The 469-nt window shown below is 50.1% G+C and carries 1 pseudogene; it reads right to left on the bottom strand.

Going from position 1 to position 469, the window contains the following annotated elements:
- Positions 1-469, bottom strand: a pseudogene (locus tag BZJ21_RS16425) (glycosyl hydrolase family 26); the annotation flags it as partial.

Here is a 469-nt window from a genome sequence, read left to right as displayed (position 1 = left end):
ATCAAAAAACTCCTCCGGCTCGGTCATATAGGCTTCCGCTTTCGCTTTTTCTCGGTTCGAGAGTGACCACGCCATTTTTAACCCTTCAAAATCCCGCTTGTTGAGCAAGATGATAAGGTTACTGTAAGCGCGATACAGCATTTTCATGTGCCGTGGGTTATTTTCATCGAACGGGGTCGCATCCACCCAACGCCAACGTGGCAGGGTTTTTATATGGAGGGGGCGAGAGAACATGGTTAAACGGCCATCAAGCGTTCCATCCACATTCACCAGTGGCGTTCGGTATTTTGCCGGATAGGTGGTGGAGTCTTTAATTGTCGGTTTCCCGTCTTCCACCGTGACGGTCAGGTTCGACATCTCTTTTTTAGTGCCATCCGGGAATGCACCATACAGAGTAACCTGACAGGTATCGTCCGCGCGATAGGTAAAGTCATCCTCATACGCACCTGATGGTACCGTACCGAGCTCT

The organism is Salinivibrio costicola subsp. alcaliphilus (assembly GCF_001996185.1).
In the GTDB taxonomy this organism is placed as follows: Bacteria; Pseudomonadota; Gammaproteobacteria; order Enterobacterales; family Vibrionaceae; genus Salinivibrio; species Salinivibrio costicola.
This window is presented reverse-complemented; position numbering and strand designations above follow the sequence as displayed.